This window comes from Bacillus sp. KNSH39, from assembly GCF_052656585.1.
Map to the genome: position 1 here is coordinate 1,372,475 of NZ_JBQXYO010000001.1, position 17,951 is coordinate 1,390,425.

Below are 17,951 nucleotides of genomic sequence, written 5' to 3' on the forward strand. Positions count from 1 at the left end.
CTTACCTATTCCCTACTATGATTGTGTAATTTTATTAGAAACTAATAATTTTTCAATGCACTTCGGTAACATATCTAATAGCGTTTCAAATGCGTAGTTTACATCTAGACGTTCTGTCCATTGATGTGCATCTTTTCCTACCGGCCCCATATTTAATACTGGAACATCAAACTCTTCTAATTCCTGAAGCGGAATTGAATAACCTTTATCCCATAATGGCATATTGTCTACAAGCGAACTCATTGAATCCAGTGGATACTGCAAGCCTACATAACTTAAATCTGAAATCCCCCCAAAATAATTTTGGTTTTCAAATGTAATTTTATGATTGTAGTGTGCATACTTTTCCATTTCTACAACTACCTCTTTTATTAAAGGATTGTTGCGTGAACTCACAGCTGGATAGTACGGCGGAGCGAAGAAAAGTACAATCATCGGTGCCTTTTCTTTACATAAAATCGCTAATTTATCTACTAAATCAATGGTTACCGCACGATCATCTTTATCTCCTCTATTTTTTATAATATTAGATTGAATATGATTTATTTTTTCTCGTCCATGTTGCTCAATTGCATATGTGATAAGCTCTTCATAAGTTAATACATTTACTTTGAGATTAGGTGGTATAAATGGATTATATTTAGAAAAACGATATGCATGTTTTTCATACGACTCTTCTATTTTCTCTGCTACTTTCGTTACTTTTTGACGTAACAATGAAACTACATCTGTCATTGATTTTTCTAATAAAAACAAATTAAATAATGTAACTGCACGATGCGGAATTTGTACAGAATAATCCTCTTTTAAGTCCCTTTGAAGTAAGTTAGTTGGCGGAGGACTCGCTTCCCCTTCTACAATATCACAAAGGTCTGTGTTTAACTCTAATTCTGCTGTTATTAATGAAGCCATATAACTCCCATTTAACCCTGCAAAAGGTTCACCTACATGTGTCTCTTTTCCGTAGCAAAGAAAACCAGGTAACACTTTACCAATAGAGCCAGTGTAAATATACTTATTTTGGTCACCAGGATGTCTTGAAAACATAGGCTCTGAGTTTAGTACCGTTTTATACTCTAAATCATGTTCTCTTGCTAACTCTAGTAATCTTGGAACAGCAGCTCTCATCCCTACAGAGTTTACTTCTTCATCTGGTACAGCCAATAAAAGAACATTCCCATCAAATCTTTCTTCGCAAGCTTGCTCAATCATTGCCATTTGTAATGCTAGACCGCATTTCATATCCATTGTTCCTCTACCAAACAGCCATTCTCCATGTTCTATATCTTCACGTACATGGTCTGGAAGTTCATCTTTATGAGAATAAAACATAGATGTTAACTTTTTAGGATTAAATGCATCTTCTTTCCACATTCCGTAATCTTGTACATCTACAACATCAAAGTGACTTACTAGAATTACAGTATTTTTTGTACTATCGCTTTTCTTTACTAGTGCTGTAACAAAATATCGTCCGTCCCCTGTCGGATTTTTTTGCAAATGGTGCGGGTTTTGTTTGAAATACTGTAAGTCAGATAATTGTTCCACAACAAAGTCTGGCAATATTACTTCAGCTTCTGAACCGGTAATACTAGGAATTTCAACAAGACTGCTTAATAATTGAACCAATTGTTCTTTTGATTGCCACTTTGACATATAAATCCCCCTATTTTCCGCATTATGAAAACTAATTCCAGTATATGAATAAAAAATGACGACAGCTATCAAAATTATAGTTCTGATGTACTGCCGATTTTTATTGATATTTCATGAGCCGCTTGTTTTACCTTGCTAATAAGAAAAGATAGTCGATCATCATTAATACGATGACTAATTAACCCAACACTTAATGCTCCTACTACTTTATGATTAAATCCGATAATAGGTGCAGCTACTGAAGCTGTCCCTTCTGTTTTTTCACCATAACTGACAGCATATCCTTCATTTTTTATTTGCTTTATTTGATTAAGAAGAATTTGCTTTTGTTCTGGTAATGAAGGAAGTAAATACTCTACAATATGTTCCATTTCATTCGTTTTCATATTGGCAAGCATCGTTTTATTTGCAGCACCAATTGAAAGTGGAATTTGTTCTCCTAGATTATCGATAACTCGAATTTTTAAAGGACTATCAATTCTTTCAATGATAATAGAATGTGTTCCGTTTGGAATATTCAAATAGACACTTTCTTCCACTTCAGAAGCCAAACGTTTCATCACTTCTCTTGCAACAGATCTATAGTCTACCTTCTCCAATTGACGCAACCCTATTTCCATCCACATTGGTCCAATTTTGTACTGTTTTGTCTCTGTAATTTGTGTAACTAACCCATGCTCCATTAGAGAGTTAAGTAATCTATGTACTGTACTAACCGGGAGATGTGTTCCATCAGCTATATCAGAAATAGCCCAATACTCTTTTTCATTTGTAGAATTCAATAATTTAATAATACTTATCGCTCGATCAATGGACTGTACCATAACTCGCCTCAACTTTACTCGTAATATGTTAGTACGCTTAATTAACTATCAATTTAGCAAACATTCGAAATGAAATCAATCTATTTATTTAATTTTCTAACAATAAAAACATATCACTAACAACGAATTGAAAACGCAAACAAAAAAATATTGACTTTTCTTTTTAATTATCTGAAAATTATAACAAGATTTCACATCACGGAATACATTCCATAATACGGAAAAACATCAAACATTCTTCTATCAACTACGAAAGTGAGGAAAACAATGGCGCAAGTAAGCAATACAAACAATGAATTAAAACGTACGATGAAAAGTAGACACTTATTCATGATTGCACTCGGTGGTGTGATTGGAACCGGGTTATTTAACGGATCTGGCTTTATTATAAGTCAGGCTGGACCTGGTGGATCCGTACTTGCCTTTATTGCTGGTGGATTATTAATGTATTTCGTTATGCTATGTCTTGGTGAACTTGCTGTAGCCATGCCTGTTTCAGGTTCTTTTCAGGAATATGCTACTAAATTCATCAATCCTGCAACTGGCTTTACAATCGGATGGTTGTATTGGTTAAGCTGGGCGAATACGACCGGTCTTGAATTTACAACTGCCGGTATTACAATGCAGCGCTGGTTTCCTGATATTCCTGTTTGGGTTTGGTGTTTAATATTTGGCGTTACCATCTTCACTATTAACGCATTATCTGCTCGTAGTTATGCAGAAACAGAATTTTGGTTTTCAAGTATAAAAGTATCTGCCATTATAGCTTTTATAATTCTTGGTGGCGCCGCTATGTTCGGTTTTATTGATTTAAAAGGCGATGAACCAGCTCCACTTCTTTCAAATTTCGTAAATCATGGTGGTTTATTTCCGAATGGACTTGCAGCTATTCTATTAACAATGGTTACAGTCAATTATTCCTTCCAAGGTACAGAGCTTGTCGGAATCGCAGCAGGTGAAAGTGAAGATCCAGCAAAAACTTTACCTCGTTCTATTAGAAATATTATATGGCGCACAATGTTTTTCTTCGTCTTAGCAATCTTTGTTCTTGTTGCTTTAATTCCTTGGGAAGAAGCTGGATTAACAAAGAGTCCATTCGTTGCTGTTTTTGATAATATCGGTATTCCATATGCAGCTGATATTATGAACTTTGTTATTCTTACTGCTGTTCTTTCTGTCGCAAACTCAGGACTATACGCTGCTACTCGAATGCTTTGGTCTTTATCAAAAAACGAAATGGCTCCAGCATTTTTAAAGAAATTATCATCACGTGGGATTCCTCTCAACGCTTTAATCATGACAATAGCTATTTCTGCTTTTTCTCTTTTGACAAGTGTAGTAGCTGCTGAAACTGTTTACTTGTGGCTCATTTCAATTTCCGGAGTCATTACCATTATTGTTTGGATGTCAATTTGTGTTTCTCAATTCTTTTTCCGCAAACATTATTTAGCAGACGGCGGAAAATTAGAAGACTTAAAATTTAAAACGCCACTTTATCCACTCGTACCAATTCTTGGTTTTGGATTGTATGGCATTATATTAATCAGTCTTATTTTTATCCCAGAACAACGACTTGGAATCTATTGCACTGTCCCATTTATCATCTTTTGCTACACTTACTATCACTTTAAAGTTAAGAAAAGAAATTCTACTAACACTCATAGTGAAACTAAAATTAGCGAGACTTCGTAATATTTGACTATACATAAAAGACCACACATGGCGTTTCACTTCATGTGTGGTCTTTTTTCATTATTTTAATATGATTTCATCTGAATTTAATGAATATATCCCCTTTCCTACAAAAGTAGTAGAGTGTTCATTTAAACACTTACTACCTCAGTGGGATTTATCACATTCCAATTTCAATATAATAGTAAATAGGTATATCGGATATAGATGTACATTACTAGGCTTATACATATTTCAACTTTAGAATTATATTCACTATTGAATTGGTAGTTACCAATAAAGAAAGAAAGGAATGATCATAATAATACAGAACATATACGAAACTCATTTACATGTAAGAAATTTAGAGAAGGCAATAAATTTCTATCAAAACAAGCTAGGATTAACGTTAGCAAGAAAACTCTCCAAAAGAAGAGTGGCTTTCTTTTGGGTCGGAGAAAATAAACAACAAATGCTTGGACTATGGGAAGTACATAACATTGAAGACTTTGAGCCGAGACATTTTGCTTTTGGTGTAAATTTAGAGTTTTTAATGACTTCTAAAGTGTGGTTAGAGGAACGTGGAATAGCAGTGATAGGAAGTCAAGGAAAAGGAAATCAAGAGCCAATTGTCCAAAGGTGGATGCCTGCTGCAAGTGTATACTTTCTAGATTGTGATGGAAACAAATTAGAATTCATTTCTATGTTACATGAGAATCCAGATGAATTAGAATATGCGTCCTATTTAAGTGTATGGAATGCGGAACACCAAGAAAAATGAATGGAATTTTCGTTCAAGTCTTTTCTTATTTTTGGATATAATGTTGTACGATCCCCCCTTTTACTATGAATTTGTTAACATAATGCATTTACTGTCATCTTATATTTGTACTTACGTACGAGCAATTCCTAATCTGCTTCAATTACAATTTGAATTATGTAAATTTTCCTCTTATCTGGCATCTACTCTTTAAACACAAACTCCCCTTAAATCGAAAATGATTAAGGGGAGTTTTATATACGATGCAATTATAGTTCAGATTTCACTCGAACAGAAACATTATTTTTAATTATATTTTTGACATCTTTAAAGCTAACAAAATTGTTACTTTTCTCATCCCAAAGACGGAAACGTAGTGATTGTAAGCTTGTAGCAAGCGTAATCGTTGGTACATTTTTTAACGGAAGCGTATTATTGTGTGCCTCTTCTAGTTTATAGTTAGGTACCCTTGGGCTTAAATGGTGAACATGATGGAATCCAATATTACCAGTTAAGAATTGCAAAATTTTAGGAAGCTTATAAAAAGAACTTCCTTCCACTGCCGCTTTCACATATTCCCAATCTTTATCCTCTTCAAAATAAGAATCTTCAAATGTGTGCTGTACGTAAAACAGCCAAATCCCTACTGAACCTGCTATTAAGAATATAGTACCATGTACTAACAGAAACGATTGCCACCCAATTGCCCAGCAAAGTATAGCTACTACAGCAACAATTATAATATTCGTCAAATAAGTATTCATACGTTCTTTCTGCCTTGCACCTTTTCGGTTAAATCTATTTTTAAGCAAGAAAACATAAATCGGACCTAATCCAAACATAACGAATGGATTGCGATATAAGCGATATGCTAAACGAAGTCTAAATGGTGCAGCTACATATTCATCAACTGTAAGCGTCCAAATATCCCCTGTACCCCTCTTATCCAAATTACCACTCGTAGCGTGGTGAATAGAATGTTCATGCCCCCACTGATCAAATGGGAATAATGTTAAAACACCCATACACGTTCCAACTATTCTATTTGCACGTCGACTTTTAAAGAACGAATAATGGGTGCAATCATGAAAAATAATGAAAATTCTTGTCATAAATCCAGCGGCTAACAGTGCTGGAACTAATGTTAACCAATAAGAAACTGACAAACTTTTATAAGCAAGGTACCATAAAATAATAAATGGCACGATTGTGTTGATCAGTTGCCAAACACTTTTTTTAATCGTTGATTTTTCAAAAGGAGCAACTTGTTTTTTTAAATTTTTAGTATTTTCTAAGGTCATTGTTCTAATTCCTTTCCTTTTTGTTGCTAATTCATATTATAGCACACTATTAGTATCAGGTGTTAAAAGTAGCTATAATAAATATTATATACTATGAAAATCTCTTTTTTCTTACTCATTACTTACAAATTACTTACGCCCAAAATAGCTTCTATAATTGGACAGGCGGAGTATTTTATTTATAAAAGAAACTTCGAATTTTTCCAATAAGTACATAAAAAAACAGCAAGTTTTTTCACAAGAAGAAAAAGCTGCGATAAGTCAGTTTCACCGACTTATCGCAGCTCCTCTTCGTTTTACCTTATTTTATCGATGAAGCCACACTGCACCTGCAGACTTGTCTTCAGCTTGGCCTACCACTTCAAACTTCAGTCCTAGTTTCGGTAACTTACGTCCTGCATCAGGAATAATGCTGTTGATGTATTGCTTAGAATCATCAAATTTTGCCACTCCTGGTAATCCTTTATAATCGAAGATACCGCGAGTTGGTGAATTTACTTTCCATGCTGGTGTTTGATCAAATGAGAATGCCGCATCGGCAATTTGGTAACGCGTACTGCTCTTCACAGTAGGTTGTCCGTTTAATGTCCCTACAATTGCCTCTGGATGAGAATCTACTACTCCTAAGAACCCTTCACCTGGATGAACGCCTACCCAGTTATCTGTAAAGCTTTGATCCGCATACCATACAACCATTCCTGTATTAAATACTGGGCCACGTGCATGTTGTAACGCAGTGTCAGAACCAGCGTAATTTCTCCACTCTACATAGTAATTATGTTTTTTCTGTTCAAATCCGTTAGACACAGTAAAGCCTTTTAACGTCATTGCTGGCTGACCTTCTGCATCATCAGAGAAAACAACTTTTCCATCTACAGTTAATGCTGCATTATCTAACGCAAACCCTTTATAAGCTACTGCAATATCTGTTAAGTACTCAAATTGCAGTTTTACTTTTTTTCCTTTGAATTGGCTTAAATCGTATGATTTATCAACCCACTTACCATCAGTTGTATCCGCGCCGCCTTTTACATCTTTTTCGCCCATTCTATCAATGCGTGTCTTCGTTCCATCTTCTGCAATCGCATATACGTCAAGGAAATCATACTTCGCTTCAAGTTCGTAAAATGCCTTATAATCGAACTTAGCATCCTTTGCATTTGTTAAGTCAAATACTGGTGTCTCAAGTGTTGTATGAATGTCATTTCCTTTTGTACTGTAATAGAACTTCTTACCAAACGCTGATTCGATATTTTTTATATCTTTGTCCGGCAAGTTAACACGAACGATTCCAGGTCGTTTAGATTTTGTAGTACTTTGATCTACATATGTCGCAACACCGATTCCTTTGCTAAGTTTGTCATAATCTACTTCAAGGATATTCGCCCAGTTCCCCTTCATATTCTTTTGGAAAAATTCTTTATTTTGTGGTGAGAAACTCGTTGGCTCTGTTCCTGCAATTTTTCCAGCCCAGCTACCACCACTCATAATAGACCATGACTCAACAGGTTCACCTTGTCCTGAGTACTTTGTATCATATTCATCTGGTAAGCCTAAATCATGGCCATACTCATGTGCAAACACACCAACTGCCCCGTCTTCAGGCTCGATTGTATAATCATATGCAGCCATCTTTCCGCCCCAGTTCGAAACAGAAGATTTCGTGCCATCAATTGCATATGGTTTTGAACCTAGTTTTGAACGATGTGACCAAATCGCATCATCTTTCAATTTACCGCCGCCAGCTTCTTGACCAACGCCAGCATGTACAACCATTAAATGATCAATAATGCCATCTGGCTCATTTTTATTTCCATCACCATCTTGATCGTATTGATCAAATTGGTCATAGTCTGCTAAATTGATTCCTTTTGCTACCGCTGCTTTTAATGCTTCTTTCACAAAATCTTTTGGTCCTAAAGGCCCCTTGTTATCATGCCCAGTACCCGCATCAGCACCATAATCTGATGCTTTTCCTGGAACAGTAAGCCATTCTGTTACAGTCCCATCAACTGTGTAGCTACCACCAGATTGTTCTTCATAATATTGCTTAAATGTGTTAATCTTCGATCCATCAAATAAAGTGAATGGTTCATCACCAAATAACATTTTTTGATAATGTTCACGATTAAAGTCTTTAGAATACATGTATCCTGGCTCTTGATCAATATTGTTATGCTTAAAATCGCTAAATTCTACAAGTAAAACAAGTACTTTATCTTTTCGAACAGCTCCATTGTATTCTTCTTGCTTCGCTGATGTAGTAGGTACTTTTCCATTTAATTTCCCAGGGTTCAATGCTGCACCTTGTCCAGCTACTGGGCCTACTTCAGGCTGCTGCGCCTGTTCATTTTCCTTCATTTTTGCATCTTTTACTTTTTTCATAAAATCAGAAGCTTCTTGCGTAAGACTATCTCCTGTTAAAATTTCTTTCCCAGGGTTTTCCCCTTTCTTTTTCTCAACATATTTTTCGACAGCCTTTGACGTCTCAGCTTGCGATGCAGATTGATCAATTACCCCCCGTTGTTTTAGCGCTTCAGCCAAGCGCTCCTCCGGTATTAAGTGCTCATCTATTGGTAGAGATGATGTTGGTGTCTCAGCATGCGCTGCGTGACCTCCAAAAGCAAACGTACTACTTAGTACTGCTGCTGTTGTTAATACCGCTAATGGTTTTAATTTCTTTTTCTTTTTCAATGTATTTCCTCCCCAGTGTCTGCAAATTATCGTTTTTTGCCGATAACAACATAATATTCGTTATAATACGAATATTCAATCTTTTTCAACAAATAAAATGTTGAGAAATATTTTTTATGCAGGGTGAAATACATACGATAGAAAAACAAACTCACCTATAAATAACAGTGAACTTTTTTAGTAAAAATAAGAATTAAATATTCTCTATACTATTTAATCTATGGGTTACCATATTACTCACTATTCTCATTATTACAAGCTAATAGTGGTTCGTACATCATTATAGCGTGATTCTCTGTTACATATTGATCTTCTATTAACTGTTTCTGTAGATTATATACTTTACGTTGAATCACATTATGTCGTATATAACCGCCCCAGTATGCAGGTTGAATTGAGTGTTCTTTCTCATACACTTCATATTGATAAAGTTGCGGATAGACTGTTCTCCATTCACCAACTAAATGTTCATCTGTCATATAAAGGTGAAGTTGATACGGTTGATCCGTTTCATTTTTAATTTGTAAATCCAAATAGTTATAGGAACAAGTTGCCCCACTCCCAAACGGTTGAGTTCGCCTAGAATCAGGAAAGACATCAAAGCTATGACGATATCGTTCGGTTACTGTCAGTGGTGTATGTAGAGTCATCCAATATATTAAATTTGAAAGCTGACAAAGACCTCCTCCAATACCTGATTGAAAAGATCCGTAGTGTAATACCATACCTTCTACATACCCTTTTTTCCTCGTTGGCTTACCTATTAAACGCCAGTAAGAAAATGTTTCTCCCGGTCTAATGACGATACCATTTAGTTTTTTAACAGCAATTTTCAAATTAACAACCTTATTCTGTTGATACCACATATCTACATCTTTAAGCTTACGAAGTAATATTGTTTGGTGCTGAATTGCTGTACAAGGTAGCTTTTCTTGTTGGAACCTTTTTGCATATGTTTTTCCGTCTGCTAACCACTGAATGTGCCTCTTTGTAGAGTAATACCACTTACCTAGCATAATGCGATACTTAGACCGCTGTTTAGGACGTAAGTGCACTATATTCATTTTATTCCCTCTCTCTTTCTTCAACTAAATTCTAATATATTTCTAATTCAATAAATTACAGTTTTCTTAACTGCATAATAATTTCCGCAAAAAAATAATAAATTTACTCTAGTGGAGATTTTATTTTGATGATTGCTTTATAATTATATAAAACTGAGCTTCAATACAATAAATTGAAATAAACACATTATAAATATAACGGATAACCTTAAATAAAAAATAATGAACATTAAAGAAATTCTAAAGTATTAATATATTTTTCGTAAATATTAATTGATAACCCATTAGACTTTACTATATGTATAACTTCTTATTCTACAAAACGAAATTTTTTAATGTAAGAAAAAACTATACTTTCCCTTTAACATTGATACCAGTCTCATATGGAAAACTTTACAAAACAATTCGAACACTTACATTTAGAATAAACACAAAAAATTGCCACCAGTTAGCTTAACTGGTTGGCAATTTTTTAACGAGAATGCTTTACAAATAGTTGAATTGCTTCTTCTGGTACATAGCACTTTCCATTACTCTCTACAATAATACTTCTTAATTCATACCCTTTACCATTGATACGAATTATATTTTTGTTACCAAATAATTGTGCTTCTACTTTATTATGTTTTACTACGAGTAACGGGTTTGCTCCTTCGGTTTTGTCGGCTGTTACAGTTGCACCGATTTTCTTAAAGACTTGTTCACTCTCTAAAAATATTTTATTCGTTACTTCTTCTAAGTTAAAGCCCATCGCTTTCGCCATCGTCTTCGCAATGTCTGTATTTTGGATTAAGCCTTCTGGTTTTTGAGGTCCATAAGAATGTAAGAATACATCCTCACCTGTATGTCCTCCTGTCGTAAAGCCGATATTTGCACGATTAGCCAATAATGTAGTAAAAATTCGTCCTACATCCATTTTCTTTTTTGCCGCTTTTAATTTTTCTTTTTCATCATGAGTTAGATTATCCAAACCATATAGTTTAGCTACATCTTCTACATTTGATAAATCAGATTTCAGTTTATTTATAGTTCCTTCAAGTGTCATTTTCGCCTTTTTCAATGGATCAATGTATGCAGAAACCGGTGTAGTATTGTATCCTTTTGTCGTATTCCTATTCCCTATAGAGATGCCGCTGTTACCATGATCAGTTAAAGCGATGAGCATCGTATCCCCATCTTTCTTCGCAAATTGTAACGCCTTTGCTACCGCTTCATCAAATGCCAATATATCACTAATCATCCCAATTGGATCATTAGCATGGGCTGCCCAATCAGGCTTACTACCTTCTATGAATAAAAAGAAGCCATCTTTATCTTTTGATAATGTTTGAATTGCTTTTTCTGTCATTTGAGAAAGTGTTGGTTGTTCTGGGTTTGTTGCTATACGATCCATATCAAACGCAAGAGCATGATGTGAGAAAGAGCCCCAAATTTTATTAGATTTGGAGTTCAATAACGCATCTTTCGTTTCAACGAAATCGTATCCTTTGTCTTGAATCACCTTCACTAAATTTTCACCATCTTTTCGGATTCCATTACTTTGCATAGGTAGCAGCGCTGCTTTTCCCCCGCCTAATACGACATCTATATTTTGATATACTTGCTGCTTCGCAATTACGTCAAATTGCTTGCGATTGACATGGTGAGCCGAGAATCCCGCCGGAGTAGCATGCTGAATTTCAGATGTAGCAACAATTCCAGTTGCACGACCAGTACGTTTTGCACCTTCTAATACGTTTGCGACCGGCCGTAACTTGTCCTCTTCTTTTATTGGCTCTAAGCTAGGCGAACTTACAATAGAAGGTAATACACCTAAATATCCTGAATTTGATTTATTTCCAGTTGCTAATGCTGTTGCTGCTGGCGCTGAGTCTGTAATAGCTGATTCCGCCGAAAACGTACGAACTCCTCCTGTTACAATTTGATCTAACGTAAGCGGTGCCCCTTTATACCAGCGAGCCAATGTTGTCGCCGTTGAACTCGTTCCGTCCATAACCATTATAATTATATTTTTAGGCTGATGTTCTACTTTTTTCACCTTAGCTTTGGCCGCATGATAATTCATCATACTTTCCGTACTTAATACGCTTACTATTATAGCTGCCACTAATAGCAACTTTTTCATCTTCACACCATAATTCAACATGATTGTTCCTCCATAAACTTTGCATTCATTTTAAATACACACTATTTCCTTTTCCATACCAAAACCTACATATGTTTTATTAGTTCCCAATTCTCATAAAGCTAACAATAGTTACTTTCCCTTTCTTTCCTTTATTAAATATCGGTATGTATCATCTATCTTATAAAAAAGATTTAACATCCTTTTCATTAATTACTTGTTTAACAATAAATCCTCGATCAAAAGAAATAAAAATTTATTGTTAAACAATAAATTTCGTGTTAAATTAATAAGATATTAAATAAATGAGGTGCTTTTTATGAAACAAGGATCCACACTCTTTTTAAAGACCGTTGTGATTCTGATCGGAATCCCCGTTCTTGCTATGTGCATTTTTTTAGTCCCTAAAATAGGAGCTTTCGCTGCAGAATTATATCCAGATATTGCATATATTAAATATCTTGTATTTATCAATTTATATGCAACAGCAATACCTTATTACTTCGCACTGTACCAAACATTTAAGCTTTTAAACTATATTGATAAAAATAACGCATTCTCAGAGTTATCTGTTCAAGCTTTAAAAAATATTAAGTACAGCGCATTGGCAATTAGTGTATTATATGTATTAGGTATGCCACTTTTCTATCTCGTGGCAGAGAGAGATGACGCCCCTGGCATTATTATTATCGGAATGATTATGATTTTTGCTTCAATGGTAATCGCGGTCTTTGCTGCCGTTCTCCAAAGACTATTAAAAGATGCTATAGATATAAAATCAGAAAATGATTTAACGGTCTGAGGTGAATAATATGGCAATTATTATTAATATTGATGTAATGTTAGCAAAAAGAAAAATGAGTGTAACAGAGCTTTCGGAGAAGGTTGGAATTACAATGGCTAACCTTTCTATCTTGAAAAATGGAAAAGCAAAAGCAGTCCGTTTTTCAACTTTAGAAGCAATATGTAAAGCATTAGAATGCCAACCGGGGGATATTTTAGAATATCAACCTGAAGATACCGAGTAAAAAGAGTCCTTCATACGAGAAGGACTCTTTTTATTACACATTACGGTGCAAAACTAATTTGACCAGTAAACAATAGGATAATTGCTATGATCCAAAATATAAAAAATGATGAGGACAGTATTAATGAAAGAATAGCAATTCCCTTCTTCTCTGTTCTTTTCGTCATTGTGATTATTGAAAGTATGATACCTACACCTGTCAGGGCAATTGTAATATAATCTCCAACTATATTACCTGCATTGGCTATCCTTTTTGGCGTTATAAAAACGAATAGAAAACACAAAATGCCGATGAGTAAAGATACATAGCTTATTATACTGTACTTCTTTTTAGGAACTATTTCAGTTTTCATACTAACCCCACCCCTTCTATATAGCTATGAATTCATATTAACATGAATAACCATAATTTGGTTAAAATATAAAAAAGATAAAGTAGACGCTATCACTTTATCTTTCGGTTTATTTCTATCTAACAATTAACCTGGCTACTTCCTTAATAAAGATGGACGATCATTCTTTAACCTCTAGTAATTATTATATACAGAAAATAAAGTGAAACTTTAATCAGTGGAGGTTTTGTTCACCCTTCACTGATTATTAGTTGAACCAATCAGGCTACCCGTTAATGCGGAATAAAATGAAAGAGTTCTAAAAAATAAAGACTGTACCTTTAAAATGAAAGATTCAGTCTTTATTAATAACTTTTTTTATAAAGAAAACTCTCTATCACTCACTATCTTAAAAAACTCCGAGTAATGTGATAAAGAATAATCCGCTACATCACAATCACCTTGAAACATACATGTTGAAATACCTAATTCTTTTGCAGGTAATAAATCTAATTCTCTATCTCCAATAGCTAAATCAATATTGTATTTTTTATGCAGATGATTATAAGCTAAAGAGTTTGGCTTTCGAGGAAAGCCATCGTCAATTGTAACCATATCTACGAAGTATTTTTCCCAGCCGTAATATTTTAAAATGCCCATAACCCCTTCCCTATGTTTATGGGTCATAATCACATTTTTATTTGCAAATTTCAAAACCTCTTCGACACCTGCAAAAGGTTTCATATCTTTTGGCGTGAATTTCCCCTTCAAAACTTTAATCTTTTCTTCCTGCTCACATGAAATATTATAATACTGAATTGCATGAGAGTATGATATTTTTAAGTTTTTGTATATTTCTTGTTTTTCTACTGAATCACCTAATATTTCAGAAAGCATCATTGTATATGCAGGATACGTATCAAATAACGTCCCATCAAAATCCCATAAAATATTCATTCTATTCACCTTCTATTTTCAAATCATTCAATGACTAAATCCGCCCTATCCCTCGGCAATTCCGTTTTTAAGTAATAATCCTCTGCTTTCCAATACCTATTTTCAAACTTTGAAAGGTTTTTCTGCGTTTTTTCACTCTCACGTAGAAACCTTGTCTCTCTTGGACAGTCCAAATAGACCATATAATGAAAAAAATCTCTCCATTCTTTTCGCTGCAGAAAAACTCCTTCAATAACAATTACGCCTACAATAGGAATCTGTACTTTTTCCATTTCACATATATCTGTTTCTTCATGAAAGAAAGGTAATTTCAATTTTGTTTCATGTTGTAGCTTTTGAAAAAATTTCCGCCTTAGCCATTCAATGTCCCATTGTAAATAATAATGCTCATACCATTCTTCATATCCAGTATGATATCGTTTATTACGCTCCACTATATGATCATCAATATGGAAAATACGAAACGGAATGCCTTCTTGTTTCATATTTTCTTTTAAATTGGCTACGAATGTTGTTTTTCCAGATCGACTTAAACCATCTATACCTAAAATGAATCTATTTTCCCTATGCTTCTTCATAATCGTTATAAGTTCGTTTGTACTCATTACTTCTTCCACTCTTCTTTTAATAAAGAATATAAAATGGTATCATGAGCAACTCCATTTTGAATCATATGTTTTCGAAGTAATCCTTCTTCTTGAAATCCTGCTTTTATTAATAATTTTTGAGAAGCTTTATTTTCTACATATACAACCGCTGCGATTCTTATTAGTTGCAGTATTTCAAATCCGTAAGCTAAAATTGCTTGTAATGCTTCCAATGCATATCCTTGTCCCCAATATGTATCATCTAATTCATAACCAATTTCAGCTCGTTTATGATGATTATTAATTAAATGAAATCCGCACGTTCCGATTAATTGGCCCGTCCCTTTTTTCTCGATTCCCCAGCGAAATACACTGCCCTCTTCATAACGATTTTTGAACGTTTGAATCATTGTTTTCGCTTGCTCAATATTTTGGAAAGAATCCATTCCGAAATAACGTATAACTGATTCTTTCGAAAAATATTGGAATATCGTTTCTGCATCTAATAGTGTAAGTTCTCTTAAGAATAAACGTTCTGTTTCTAGTTTCGGAAATCCCATTTCTCTTTCTCCCTCTATTCTAATGAACTGCAAATTTCAATATAATTTCCATCTGGATCAGCAATGTAGGCAATTGTTTGTCCCCACGGTTTTACAATTGGCTCCCCTAAAATTTTAATACCTTGCTCTCTAAATTGCTCAATCGTTTCTTGTACATTCTCAACAACGAATCCTAACTCGAAATGAGAAGACTGTAATTCACCTTCTGTAAGCGGTAGTCCTGTTAATTCTTTCACATCTTGCCGCGTATTCATCGCTAAAATGGTAGTTCCAGTATTAAATTCAATATATGTGCCGTGCTCTGCTTTTATAGGTAACTGTAAAATATCTTTATAGAACTTTAAACATTCCTCAAACTTTTCTACATATAAAATGATGTACTTCATTTTCAAATTCATTTTACATCCCCCTTTGTATCTATCCCTAAAATTTCGACAAAAGTCTCATAAAACCTTGTTCCTTGTAGTAATGAGCAAAAAAAATGAGGCCGATTTCTCGGCCCCCCAGCTTATTGGCATAAAACAGGAGATTTGGTTTGGACATAACCAGTTCGTACTTTTATTATATTTTATTTTTTCTGAATTTTAAATACATTAAACACCTATTTATATTGAGAAAGTTTTTTGCTTGCATAAAATTAAAGATTTTAAGAAATGATACAAATGGAGGTGTATACATATGGAACCAATGCTATGTCCAAGTTGTAAAACGAACCGTACTCGCTTTAATATTCTTGAGCAACAAGTAAAACCAGTCAAAATAAATCCACAAACTGGTCAAGTGGAAGAAGAATACACAAATGAAACGATGAATGCTTTTCATATGGCCTATCAAGGACCTACATACCGTGTCCAATGTGCTGTATGCGGACTTGTTGAAAACCCTGAACAATTTATTAAACCTGCGCAAAATCAGTCTTTCTAATAAAAACATGATTATCCCTTGTAGAAATAGATTTTTCTATAAGGGATTTTTTCGTTTAATACATTAATTAAAAATGTATTTCTTCCTTATTATATGTTAAAATCCACACCATTTTAGTAATATTTACATAAGGGAGGTGAAACAAATGATTTTAAATAAAAAGATAATGCTTCCATCAACATTTCTACTATTAACTTGTCACATAATCCTCTTTTACTTTTGGATTTCCGATTGGAAGAAAATCTCAACTTCTTACAGTTTAGCTATATGGATACTTTCTACTATTTGTGGTCTTTTACTTTATTTCCTTTATAAAAAACAAAAATCTAATAAAGTGATATTCATTGCTAGTTCGTTATTATTAATTACTTCTTCATTTATGATTTTTTTAGATATTGTTACTGGTATTATCTTTGTAACTGTTAGTTCTATGCCTTAAATATATAATGTTTTATTATATAAAAAATAGTTAACAAAATAGAATTACATAAAAATTAAAGAAGATAATATGTCATTGTTCATTGTCATCATTATCTTCTTCTAGGGTCTAATCTTTATTATAATATTTCACTTTTCAATTTCTTGATTTTCCAAAAAATCCTCATGAAGAAATAAGCATACATACAACCTACAAACCCTGTCATAACTTTCGCCCAAATTGGCACCCTTGATTCTGTTGAACTTAAAAATACGCTATACATTGAGGGTAATATAGTTATTGAAATCAATGCGAAAAATTGTAATAATTCCTTCATTTTTTGTACCTTCGTGTCCTTCTCTGAATATATGTCAGGTAACTCAATTCCCTTCTCTACTTCCTTACAAAAATAATTCCATCTTGTAAAACTTGTGACACGTTTCCAACCAGACATTTCATATATTTCAAAGTACTCCTGTTGTTTTTCTTTTGAATCCCTATAAACCAATCTAAAATCCGCTTTATATATTACATCTTTCGGTTCGGTTTTCTTAAACGTATACAACAAATTATATCTTTGTAACGCCCAACCTTTTTGATGCATTTTCCGTAAAAAAGCTTCTTCTTTTTCTAAACTCCATGCCATGAAAAATTTAAATACCTTCTTTGTCTCCATCTCTCATTCACTCCCCTAATATACTATTTCCATTCCTTACAGATCTCTGCAATCTGTTATACTCGAGCTCTAACACTTCTCTCCCAAACGGCGTTAACTCATAGCACTTCTTTCTGTCTGTAGAGGCAACTTCAACAATTAACTTCTCTTTTAGTAATTTCGTCGTATTTCCATATAAAGTACCAGGGCCGAGCTTTACTTCCCCATTTGTCATCTCTTCTACCATTTGCATAATTCCGTAGCCATGCAACGGCTTCACGAGTGACAATAATATGTAATATGTCGCCTCAGTTAACGGAATATATTTTTGCGCCTTCGCATTCATTATAACTACCTCCGATACATCGATATATGATATATCGATTTGCGATACAT

Annotated in this window: 19 protein-coding genes; 6 read left to right on the forward strand and 13 right to left on the reverse strand. The window is 34.1% G+C overall.

Annotated elements, in window-relative coordinates:
* Window positions 1-15: 15 nt before the first annotated feature.
* A complete protein-coding gene (locus ACUL40_RS06930) occupies window positions 16-1,656 on the reverse strand; it encodes a M20/M25/M40 family metallo-hydrolase (RefSeq protein ID WP_000049571.1) in 1,641 nt (546 codons plus the stop codon).
* A gap of 74 nt (window positions 1,657-1,730) precedes the next feature.
* Complete coding sequence (locus tag ACUL40_RS06935) at window positions 1,731-2,480, reverse strand: IclR family transcriptional regulator (protein ID WP_000250758.1); 750 nt, start codon at window positions 2,478-2,480, stop codon at window positions 1,731-1,733.
* 267 nt (window positions 2,481-2,747) lie between these two features.
* Between ACUL40_RS06935 and ACUL40_RS06940 the strand changes: the two genes are divergently transcribed.
* Both ACUL40_RS06940 and ACUL40_RS06945 read left to right on the forward strand, forming a co-directional pair.
* Window positions 2,748-4,172, forward strand: a complete 1,425-nt coding sequence (locus ACUL40_RS06940; RefSeq protein WP_000079991.1) for an amino acid permease — start codon at window positions 2,748-2,750, stop codon at window positions 4,170-4,172.
* Window positions 4,173-4,473: 301 nt separating this feature from the next.
* Complete coding sequence (locus ACUL40_RS06945) at window positions 4,474-4,932, forward strand: VOC family protein (RefSeq protein ID WP_025921893.1); 459 nt, start codon at window positions 4,474-4,476, stop codon at window positions 4,930-4,932.
* 248 nt (window positions 4,933-5,180) lie between these two features.
* On the opposite strand, the gene ACUL40_RS06950 is transcribed toward ACUL40_RS06945, so the two are convergent.
* The 4 genes from ACUL40_RS06950 to ACUL40_RS06965 all read right to left on the reverse strand — a co-directional run bounded on the left by ACUL40_RS06950 (window position 5,181) and on the right by ACUL40_RS06965 (window position 12,116).
* Window positions 5,181-6,212, reverse strand: coding sequence for a fatty acid desaturase (locus ACUL40_RS06950; RefSeq protein WP_000171504.1), 1,032 nt, complete (start codon window positions 6,210-6,212; stop codon window positions 5,181-5,183).
* Between the two features lie 306 nt (window positions 6,213-6,518).
* On the reverse strand, window positions 6,519-8,906 hold the full coding sequence (locus ACUL40_RS06955; RefSeq protein ID WP_000727440.1) for an immune inhibitor A domain-containing protein: 2,388 nt from the start codon (window positions 8,904-8,906) through the stop codon (window positions 6,519-6,521).
* A gap of 233 nt (window positions 8,907-9,139) precedes the next feature.
* On the reverse strand, window positions 9,140-9,970 hold the full coding sequence (locus ACUL40_RS06960; RefSeq protein WP_001028237.1) for a VanW family protein: 831 nt from the start codon (window positions 9,968-9,970) through the stop codon (window positions 9,140-9,142).
* Between the two features lie 472 nt (window positions 9,971-10,442).
* The gene (locus tag ACUL40_RS06965; RefSeq protein ID WP_065212590.1) at window positions 10,443-12,116 is read right to left on the reverse strand and encodes an alkaline phosphatase; all 1,674 of its coding nucleotides are present in this window, start codon (window positions 12,114-12,116) and stop codon (window positions 10,443-10,445) included.
* Between the two features lie 298 nt (window positions 12,117-12,414).
* Here ACUL40_RS06965 and ACUL40_RS06970 point away from each other — a divergent pair, with 298 nt between their 5' ends.
* On the forward strand, window positions 12,415-12,897 hold the full coding sequence (locus tag ACUL40_RS06970; RefSeq protein WP_000809113.1) for a DUF2975 domain-containing protein: 483 nt from the start codon (window positions 12,415-12,417) through the stop codon (window positions 12,895-12,897).
* A gap of 10 nt (window positions 12,898-12,907) precedes the next feature.
* On the forward strand, window positions 12,908-13,123 hold the full coding sequence (locus ACUL40_RS06975; protein ID WP_000974619.1) for a helix-turn-helix domain-containing protein: 216 nt from the start codon (window positions 12,908-12,910) through the stop codon (window positions 13,121-13,123).
* A 40-nt stretch (window positions 13,124-13,163) separates the two neighbouring features.
* On the opposite strand, the gene ACUL40_RS06980 is transcribed toward ACUL40_RS06975, so the two are convergent.
* The 5 genes from ACUL40_RS06980 to ACUL40_RS07000 form a co-directional block, all read right to left on the reverse strand.
* Complete coding sequence (locus ACUL40_RS06980; RefSeq protein WP_445423075.1) at window positions 13,164-13,475, reverse strand: hypothetical protein; 312 nt, start codon at window positions 13,473-13,475, stop codon at window positions 13,164-13,166.
* 357 nt (window positions 13,476-13,832) lie between these two features.
* The gene (locus tag ACUL40_RS06985) at window positions 13,833-14,411 is read right to left on the reverse strand and encodes an HAD-IA family hydrolase (protein ID WP_001024243.1); all 579 of its coding nucleotides are present in this window, start codon (window positions 14,409-14,411) and stop codon (window positions 13,833-13,835) included.
* Window positions 14,412-14,434: 23 nt separating this feature from the next.
* Window positions 14,435-15,016 (reverse strand): kinase, encoded by a 582-nt coding sequence (locus ACUL40_RS06990; protein WP_000106113.1) that lies wholly within the window; start codon window positions 15,014-15,016, stop codon window positions 14,435-14,437.
* Window positions 15,016-15,558, reverse strand: a complete 543-nt coding sequence (locus tag ACUL40_RS06995; RefSeq protein WP_000506636.1) for a GNAT family N-acetyltransferase — start codon at window positions 15,556-15,558, stop codon at window positions 15,016-15,018. The genes ACUL40_RS06990 and ACUL40_RS06995 overlap by 1 nt, the downstream gene beginning before the upstream one ends.
* 14 nt (window positions 15,559-15,572) lie before the next feature.
* Window positions 15,573-15,956: a VOC family protein gene (locus ACUL40_RS07000; protein ID WP_167316393.1), complete on the reverse strand. Its 384-nt coding sequence runs from the start codon at window positions 15,954-15,956 to the stop codon at window positions 15,573-15,575.
* Between the two features lie 280 nt (window positions 15,957-16,236).
* Here ACUL40_RS07000 and ACUL40_RS07005 point away from each other — a divergent pair, with 280 nt between their 5' ends.
* Window positions 16,237-16,482 (forward strand): hypothetical protein, encoded by a 246-nt coding sequence (locus tag ACUL40_RS07005; protein WP_000433602.1) that lies wholly within the window; start codon window positions 16,237-16,239, stop codon window positions 16,480-16,482.
* A gap of 145 nt (window positions 16,483-16,627) precedes the next feature.
* Entirely contained in the window at window positions 16,628-16,921 is a 294-nt protein-coding gene (locus tag ACUL40_RS07010) for a hypothetical protein (RefSeq protein ID WP_167316464.1), read from the forward strand.
* 118 nt (window positions 16,922-17,039) lie between these two features.
* Here ACUL40_RS07010 and ACUL40_RS07015 read toward each other — a convergent pair whose 3' ends face one another.
* Together ACUL40_RS07015 and ACUL40_RS07020 are read right to left on the reverse strand one after the other, a co-directional pair.
* Complete coding sequence (locus ACUL40_RS07015) at window positions 17,040-17,576, reverse strand: DUF2812 domain-containing protein (RefSeq protein ID WP_000448416.1); 537 nt, start codon at window positions 17,574-17,576, stop codon at window positions 17,040-17,042.
* Window positions 17,577-17,583: 7 nt separating this feature from the next.
* On the reverse strand, window positions 17,584-17,901 hold the full coding sequence (locus tag ACUL40_RS07020) for a PadR family transcriptional regulator (RefSeq protein ID WP_000991882.1): 318 nt from the start codon (window positions 17,899-17,901) through the stop codon (window positions 17,584-17,586).
* Window positions 17,902-17,951 lie beyond the last annotated feature (50 nt).

What these genes read in the sequence shown, in the direction of transcription:
- ACUL40_RS06930 (WP_000049571.1), bottom strand. Translation starts at nt 1,656, where the DNA reads ATGTCAAAGTGGCAATCAAAAGAACAATTGGTTCAATTATTAAGCAGT.
- ACUL40_RS06935 (WP_000250758.1), bottom strand. Translation starts at nt 2,480, where the DNA reads ATGGTACAGTCCATTGATCGAGCGATAAGTATTATTAAATTATTGAAT.
- ACUL40_RS06940 (WP_000079991.1), top strand. Translation starts at nt 2,748, where the DNA reads ATGGCGCAAGTAAGCAATACAAACAATGAATTAAAACGTACGATGAAA.
- ACUL40_RS06950 (WP_000171504.1), bottom strand. Translation starts at nt 6,212, where the DNA reads ATGACCTTAGAAAATACTAAAAATTTAAAAAAACAAGTTGCTCCTTTT.
- ACUL40_RS06960 (WP_001028237.1), bottom strand. Translation starts at nt 9,970, where the DNA reads ATGAATATAGTGCACTTACGTCCTAAACAGCGGTCTAAGTATCGCATT.
- ACUL40_RS06965 (WP_065212590.1), bottom strand. Translation starts at nt 12,116, where the DNA reads ATGTTGAATTATGGTGTGAAGATGAAAAAGTTGCTATTAGTGGCAGCT.
- ACUL40_RS06970 (WP_000809113.1), top strand. Translation starts at nt 12,415, where the DNA reads ATGAAACAAGGATCCACACTCTTTTTAAAGACCGTTGTGATTCTGATC.
- ACUL40_RS06975 (WP_000974619.1), top strand. Translation starts at nt 12,908, where the DNA reads ATGGCAATTATTATTAATATTGATGTAATGTTAGCAAAAAGAAAAATG.
- ACUL40_RS06980 (WP_445423075.1), bottom strand. Translation starts at nt 13,475, where the DNA reads ATGAAAACTGAAATAGTTCCTAAAAAGAAGTACAGTATAATAAGCTAT.
- ACUL40_RS06985 (WP_001024243.1), bottom strand. Translation starts at nt 14,411, where the DNA reads ATGAATATTTTATGGGATTTTGATGGGACGTTATTTGATACGTATCCT.
- ACUL40_RS06990 (WP_000106113.1), bottom strand. Translation starts at nt 15,016, where the DNA reads ATGAGTACAAACGAACTTATAACGATTATGAAGAAGCATAGGGAAAAT.
- ACUL40_RS06995 (WP_000506636.1), bottom strand. Translation starts at nt 15,558, where the DNA reads ATGGGATTTCCGAAACTAGAAACAGAACGTTTATTCTTAAGAGAACTT.
- ACUL40_RS07000 (WP_167316393.1), bottom strand. Translation starts at nt 15,956, where the DNA reads ATGAATTTGAAAATGAAGTACATCATTTTATATGTAGAAAAGTTTGAG.
- ACUL40_RS07005 (WP_000433602.1), top strand. Translation starts at nt 16,237, where the DNA reads ATGGAACCAATGCTATGTCCAAGTTGTAAAACGAACCGTACTCGCTTT.
- ACUL40_RS07010 (WP_167316464.1), top strand. Translation starts at nt 16,628, where the DNA reads ATGATTTTAAATAAAAAGATAATGCTTCCATCAACATTTCTACTATTA.
- ACUL40_RS07015 (WP_000448416.1), bottom strand. Translation starts at nt 17,576, where the DNA reads ATGGAGACAAAGAAGGTATTTAAATTTTTCATGGCATGGAGTTTAGAA.
- ACUL40_RS07020 (WP_000991882.1), bottom strand. Translation starts at nt 17,901, where the DNA reads ATGAATGCGAAGGCGCAAAAATATATTCCGTTAACTGAGGCGACATAT.